Genomic DNA, 5,484 nt, shown 5'->3' with positions numbered 1-5,484 from the left:
GCATCGCACGCGGCAGGTCGACATCGCCAAGAAACTGTTCGGCGCGATGGGGATCGCGCGTGACGACAAGCCAATGCGCCAGGACTGGGTGCTGCGCGGCTTCCGCCAGTTCGACGCGCCGGTCTCGCTGGTCCTGACCTATGACCGCGTGCTCGATCCCGGCGCAGTCTGCCATTTCGATCTCGGCGCGCTCTGCTACGGCATCGTGCTCGCAGCCTGGGACCGCGGCCTCGGTTCGGTGATCAACGGGCAGGGCATCATGCGCTCGGATATCGTGCGCGAGGTTGCCGGAATCCCCGAAGACGAGGTGATCATGACCTGCGTCGCGATGGGTTATCCCGACGACGGCTTTGCCGCCAACGCGGTGCGCTCGGATCGCGAGCACAACGATGATTTCGTGCGTTATGTCGGCTTTGCCGACTAGCGCGAGAAGTCACTGACGCGGAGAGCTGACTGTGGCGGCGGGGAGGAGAATATTTTTTGATGCCGAGCCATTAGTGGCTCTTGCAATCTCGATCGCACGGGAGGAACAATACGCGCAGTGAAAGGTTTGTTGCTGGCGCGAGGGAATTGACATGCGGCGGCTGGCTAGCCTGGTTCGACGGTTCTTCGGTCCGCGACCGCGGTACCCGATCGATGACGATCCAAATCTTCCCTTCACATCCGATGAGTTCGGCAAGCTGATCCGCAGCGGCAGACACGAGGACATGAAGCTGCTTGCGGAAGGACTGGCTTCCCGATCGATTCCGTATCGCGCCAAATACCGGGCCACGCACTAAGCGCGGTTCGTAGCGAGGTCCTCGCTGCGGGATCGCCCCGCCTGCGCGGTCATCGCGTGAGCGCAACCTGCTTGAACGAGGTTACGAGGGCCTTCTCCAGCTTTCCGGTCATCCCGCAAAGGATGTTGTAGGCCTCGGTGCGCGGCATTGTCGGCTTGTAGTGCCGGTGCTCGATCAGCGCGGCGAAGATGTCCGAGATCGTCAGAATGCGGACGACGTCATTGATGCTCTCGCTGCACAGCGCGTCGGGATAACCGCTCCCGTCGAGATATTCGTGGTGATGCCGCACGGCATCGAGAATCTCGGGCGATATCTTCTCGTGGCTCTTGAGAAATTCGTAGCCGGCAGTCGGATGGGTCTCGATCATGGCGCGCTCCTCGGCGTCGAGGCGGCCGGGCTTGTCCAGGATCGCAAGGGGAATCTGGGCCTTGCCGATGTCGTGGAACATGGCCGCCGAATACAGGCGCTCCAGGTCGGCTCGCCCGACGCCGAGGCTCAGCCCGAAGTCGATCGCGACGCCGGTCACCAGCAGGCAATGCTGGTAGGTTCCCTCGTGATGGCGCCGCACCGTCGTGAGCCATTCGGACAGGCCGTGTTCGCTGATGCGATCGGCAATCTTGCGGCCGGCCTCTTTTGTGCCGACGACATCAAGGGGCTCGCCGAGCGCGACGGCCGTGAACATCGATGCGATAGCGGTCGCCGCGGCTTCCACGGCGTTGTCCGGCTGCGGCGTGTCGCTCGATAAGGCCGCAGAGGCCAGTTCGGCCGGGTCAGCCAGCGCCGTCAGCAGGTTGATCTTGTTGATCGTCCCGGGAAGAACGAGGGTGGCGCCGAGCGCGTAGGCCTGCGCGATACTCACGTGAGCGGAGTGCTCGACGAGGAAGACACGTTTCGTGGCCTTCGCCAGCTTGGCGGCCCGCTTCTTGATGGCCGCGATGTTGCAGACGTCACGCAGCTCCGCGCGAATGACGTATGCGAATGGCACTTGCGACAGCTTGGCTTCCGCATCGAGCCGTTCACCGGCGACGGTAAACTGCCGTTCGAGGATCGAGCAGACGCTTGCCAATTTGTCGGAGGAATCGGCCAGCACATGCACGAAGGGGCGAGCCGCTTCCGCCTTTCGGATGCCGCCGTCGCCTTTGACGGGGCTGGATATGGTTCGGGTACTCTGCACGGCGGACCGGGATTATGATGACATTGAATGAGCTTGATGAATTCGGGAGCCTATTTGCTCGGAGTGGAGTTTGGCGCAGCCGCAGCTTTTGCGCTCGCCGGCTTCTTCTTGCCGTCTGCAGTGATGAAGTGCACGCCGGCCATGGTGCCGTCGATCCACACCAGCTCGCAGCGGCGGTAGGCGAGACCCGTCGACGACAGCAGCAGGAAGAATTCCTTGGCCTGGAGGACGTCGAGCGTGCCTTCGACCTCGATCTTGGCGCCACTCTGCGACACGTCGAGCAGGACGCAGCTGCGTCGCCACGTGCCGTCCGAGCCCATCAGATTGACAGCCTGCTTGTGATCCATCCGTACGCGAAGCGCCTTGCGACCGTCGAACCTCATCGGTTACCCCCCGTTTCTGTGCCGCCCCGGATCGCTTGTGTTGGCACTCGCTGCAATTTCCCCCCAGCGCACTGTCCATTGGCTGGTCGACAAGAGAAGCGTGTCGAAAATCTGCTGCGCTCGTTCGCGCTCGGCAAAGGAGAGACGTGCACCGCCGCGGTTGTTGAGGATCGCGAGCGTGGTCTGCCAGTTCAGGCGCGACGCCCGGCAGGCCATGACCAGGCCCTCACAGTCGGCATCGGTCATCACGTGCTCGATGATCTCGATCGGGACGGCGGAAAGCACCGACAATGCCGTGAAGAGATTGGCCATCTCACCGCGGATCGCGAAGCGGTTCACTGTGGAGTCGTTGAGCTTGCCGACGCGGCTGAGTGCGACGATCTCGGGCTTTGCGTTCGCATAGTCGGTCGAGCAGGGCCGCTTTGGTACGATCCGAGCGGGCGTTGGGTTCGCGGCGGCGTCTTGCGCCGGCGGCACGGAGGAAGCGTTGGGCTTGGCCGGCGCATTCTCGCCGGATGGAGCCGCGAGCAACTTGCGCAAGACGACGTCGGGTGTGCCCGGCCTGAGCGCCAGCGTCTTCGTGATCTCGCCATCCGCCGCGCTCTTCTCAATGAGCCCGGCATAGGCCGCACCGGAGAATCTCGTTCCAGGGTTCTTGATCAGCGCAAGGTAGATCGCGCGGCCACCGCGCCTGACCAGTGCCTCGGCTACGGCCGCTTCGACTTTGTCTCGGGTCGCAATCGCAATCTGATGCCTTTCGCCGCAGGACCTCGCCACCGCTTCAAGGTCGGACGCGGACAATGCCTGCGATTTGAGCAGGATCGGGCACGCCACCTCCGGATCGTCGTGCGAAGCCAGGTGCCGCAATGTGTCTTGCGGTGCAACATTGAATTCAGCAAGTGCCTTGCTGAGCTGGACGAGCGCGCTGGAAGTGACCCTCTCGGCAAGGCGCAGGAGGATGCTGTCGACCACGTTGACGAGCTTTTCATGGGGACTGTCGTGCCTGCTGGTGAGCAGTTGCACGATGTCGGAGAGGATACGCGCACAGCGCTCCGGCGGGCTCGCTGCGACCGCTGCTTCCAATTCGACGAGAATATCGGCAGGCGAATTTGCCATCATGGCAGGAGCCTGAATTCAAATGACTTCAACTATTCAACGAGCTTCATTGCGCCTCATAGTTGTTAATTTGAACTTACGCACCTTAATCGCTAGGGTATCGCCACACCGTCGTCTTCGCTGGAAACGCTATCGAAATTTGGCAGGACGGGAACCGTCACTTGTCCTTTGGATTGGACCCTCGCCAACTGATCGAGAGGGGATAGGATGATTCTTTCGATCTAACGGGCAACCGAAAGGGGGGAATCAGACCGGTACTGTCGCCGGATGCGCGTCGTTTCGCGACGCTGCTTTTCATTTGCCATGACCAATATTGATGAGGCGCCTGGGCTGGCGCCAAAGATATTCCGTTTTGCAGACGTGGATGAATTTCGCAACGCGATCCGCGGTCTGAATTTCGAGTTCACGCCGCTCGTGCGAACGATCGCGGCCGAGCAGATCATTTTGCAACTGCCCGGCTGCGACGTTAACGTGACGCGGTCGTTTCCGCGCGTCGTGGATGCGCAACTCATCGCGGATTGCACGGCGGTTGGTTTTGCGATGGACGACCTTGAAGTTCCCATTCGCTTCAACGGCGCACAACGCGACCGTGCGGTCATCGTCATCGGCGGCAGCGGCGCTGCCTACAACACCATTGAGGAAGTGGAGCGGCAAATCGCCTCGGTCATCTTCCGACCAGAGGTCACGGACCGCGGCTGGCCCGAGACGCACTCCTGCTTCAAGATTTTCGAGACGAGCACGCCGGCGCTGCACTGGCTACGGAAAGTTGTCAGGGAGGTGGTGGCCGCCGCGTCCGAGCCCATCGATCCCGTCGATGTGCCGCTGAAGGCCGCGGCGATGAAGGAGTCCTTGTTCGGGGCAGTCGATGCCGCGTTCGCCGATTTGGTTCCCGCGCGATGGACGGTGCGACCGAACGACGGGCGGCAGTTCAAGACATTTCAGGACATCCGCGCGCTGTTGTCCGGCGATCTCTCACAGCCCATCTACAGCGAGGAGATTGCGCGCAAGCTCAACCTGTCCGTCCGCACCCTGCACGACGTCGTCCGCCGCTATCGCGGCATGAGCCTGCACCGCTATTTACGCCTGCGCCGGCTGTGGCTGGTGCGCAGGCGGCTGCTCGCGGGAGCCGACAGCGTCAAGGCCGTGGCGCTGGCGTTCGGCTTCTGGCATCTCAGCGACTTCTCCAGGAGCTATCGCGACCAGTTCGGCGAGACGCCGTCGCAAACGCTGGAGCGTGGGCGAAGGGCGTAGCGAGACAATCGGATTGGGTCCGTTCCGTCATTTCGTGCTAGCCTGCCCGCCATGAGCAACCGCATTCTCGTCCTCTACGGATCCTACCGTTCCGACCGCATGGGCATCCGCCTTGCGAATTTCGTCATCAATCGCCTGCGCGAGCGCGGCGAGGATGTCGAGTTCATCGACGCCAAGGCGATCGGCCTGCCGATGCTCGACCGCATGTACAAGGAATATCCCAAGGGCGCCGCGCCCGAGGCGCTGGAGAAGCTGGCCGGGCAGATCCGCGGCGCGGACGGTTTTGTCTTCGTCACCGGGGAATACAATTGGGGCATTCAGCCCGGATTGAAGAACCTCACCGACCATTTCCTCGAAGAATGGTTCTGGCGTCCGGCCGCGATCGTCAGCTATTCCGCCGGCCGCCTGTCCGGCGCGCGCGCCTCGACCGCCTGGCACGGCACGCTGTCGGAAATGGGCATGGTGGTGGTGTCGAGCACCATCGGCGTCGGCCCGATCGCGCAGACGTTGTCGGCGGATGCCGAGCCGATCGGCGAGGGCGGCAAGGCGCTGGAGCGTTCGTTCCCGCGCTTTGCCGACGACCTTGCATGGTGGATCGAGGCGGCCAAGGCGCAGCGGGCGCGCAAGGCGCCGCCTTACTGATATCCCTCACCGCGAAGACGTTCCCGTAGCCCGGATGGAGCGAAGCGCAATCCGGGATGTCGTACATCAACGGCACCGTCCCGGATTACGCTTCGCTCCATCCGGGTTACGAATCTGCGTGCAGTCCGGAGCCTAGGCG

General features: G+C 62.6%; 6 protein-coding genes. 3 read left to right on the top strand and 3 right to left on the bottom strand.

Annotated features, from left to right (window positions below; genetic code table 11):
- Positions 1–424, top strand: a 424-nt coding sequence (locus AC1D00_RS24535) for a nitroreductase family protein (protein ID WP_477012425.1), incomplete at its 5' end; no start/stop codon positions are given.
- A 404-nt stretch (positions 425–828) separates the two neighbouring features.
- Here the strand turns inward: AC1D00_RS24535 and AC1D00_RS24530 are convergent.
- The 3 genes from AC1D00_RS24530 to AC1D00_RS24520 are packed head-to-tail and all read right to left on the bottom strand — an operon-like array spanning position 829 to position 3,455.
- Positions 829–1,953: an HD-GYP domain-containing protein gene (locus AC1D00_RS24530; protein ID WP_477012424.1), complete on the bottom strand. Its 1,125-nt coding sequence runs from the start codon at positions 1,951–1,953 to the stop codon at positions 829–831.
- A gap of 50 nt (positions 1,954–2,003) precedes the next feature.
- On the bottom strand, positions 2,004–2,336 hold the full coding sequence (locus AC1D00_RS24525; protein ID WP_025575407.1) for a PilZ domain-containing protein: 333 nt from the start codon (positions 2,334–2,336) through the stop codon (positions 2,004–2,006).
- Between the two features lie 3 nt (positions 2,337–2,339).
- Positions 2,340–3,455, bottom strand: coding sequence for a DUF2336 domain-containing protein (locus tag AC1D00_RS24520; RefSeq protein ID WP_477012423.1), 1,116 nt, complete (start codon positions 3,453–3,455; stop codon positions 2,340–2,342).
- 300 nt (positions 3,456–3,755) lie between these two features.
- Between AC1D00_RS24520 and AC1D00_RS24515 the strand changes: the two genes are divergently transcribed.
- Together AC1D00_RS24515 and AC1D00_RS24510 are read left to right on the top strand one after the other, a co-directional pair.
- Positions 3,756–4,703, top strand: coding sequence for a helix-turn-helix domain-containing protein (locus tag AC1D00_RS24515; RefSeq protein ID WP_135173510.1), 948 nt, complete (start codon positions 3,756–3,758; stop codon positions 4,701–4,703).
- Positions 4,704–4,754: 51 nt separating this feature from the next.
- Positions 4,755–5,345, top strand: coding sequence for an NADPH-dependent FMN reductase (locus AC1D00_RS24510; protein ID WP_025575402.1), 591 nt, complete (start codon positions 4,755–4,757; stop codon positions 5,343–5,345).
- Positions 5,346–5,484 lie beyond the last annotated feature (139 nt).

The organism is Bradyrhizobium sp. P2_E8, assembly GCF_056403875.1.
This window is presented reverse-complemented; position numbering and strand designations above follow the sequence as displayed.

Bases quoted from the DNA above. Each gene is read 5' to 3' on its own strand.
- AC1D00_RS24525 (WP_025575407.1), bottom strand. From the start codon at position 2,336: ATGAGGTTCGACGGTCGCAAGGCGCTTCGCGTACGGATGGATCACAAG.
- AC1D00_RS24520 (WP_477012423.1), bottom strand. From the start codon at position 3,455: ATGATGGCAAATTCGCCTGCCGATATTCTCGTCGAATTGGAAGCAGCG.
- AC1D00_RS24515 (WP_135173510.1), top strand. From the start codon at position 3,756: ATGACCAATATTGATGAGGCGCCTGGGCTGGCGCCAAAGATATTCCGT.
- AC1D00_RS24510 (WP_025575402.1), top strand. From the start codon at position 4,755: ATGAGCAACCGCATTCTCGTCCTCTACGGATCCTACCGTTCCGACCGC.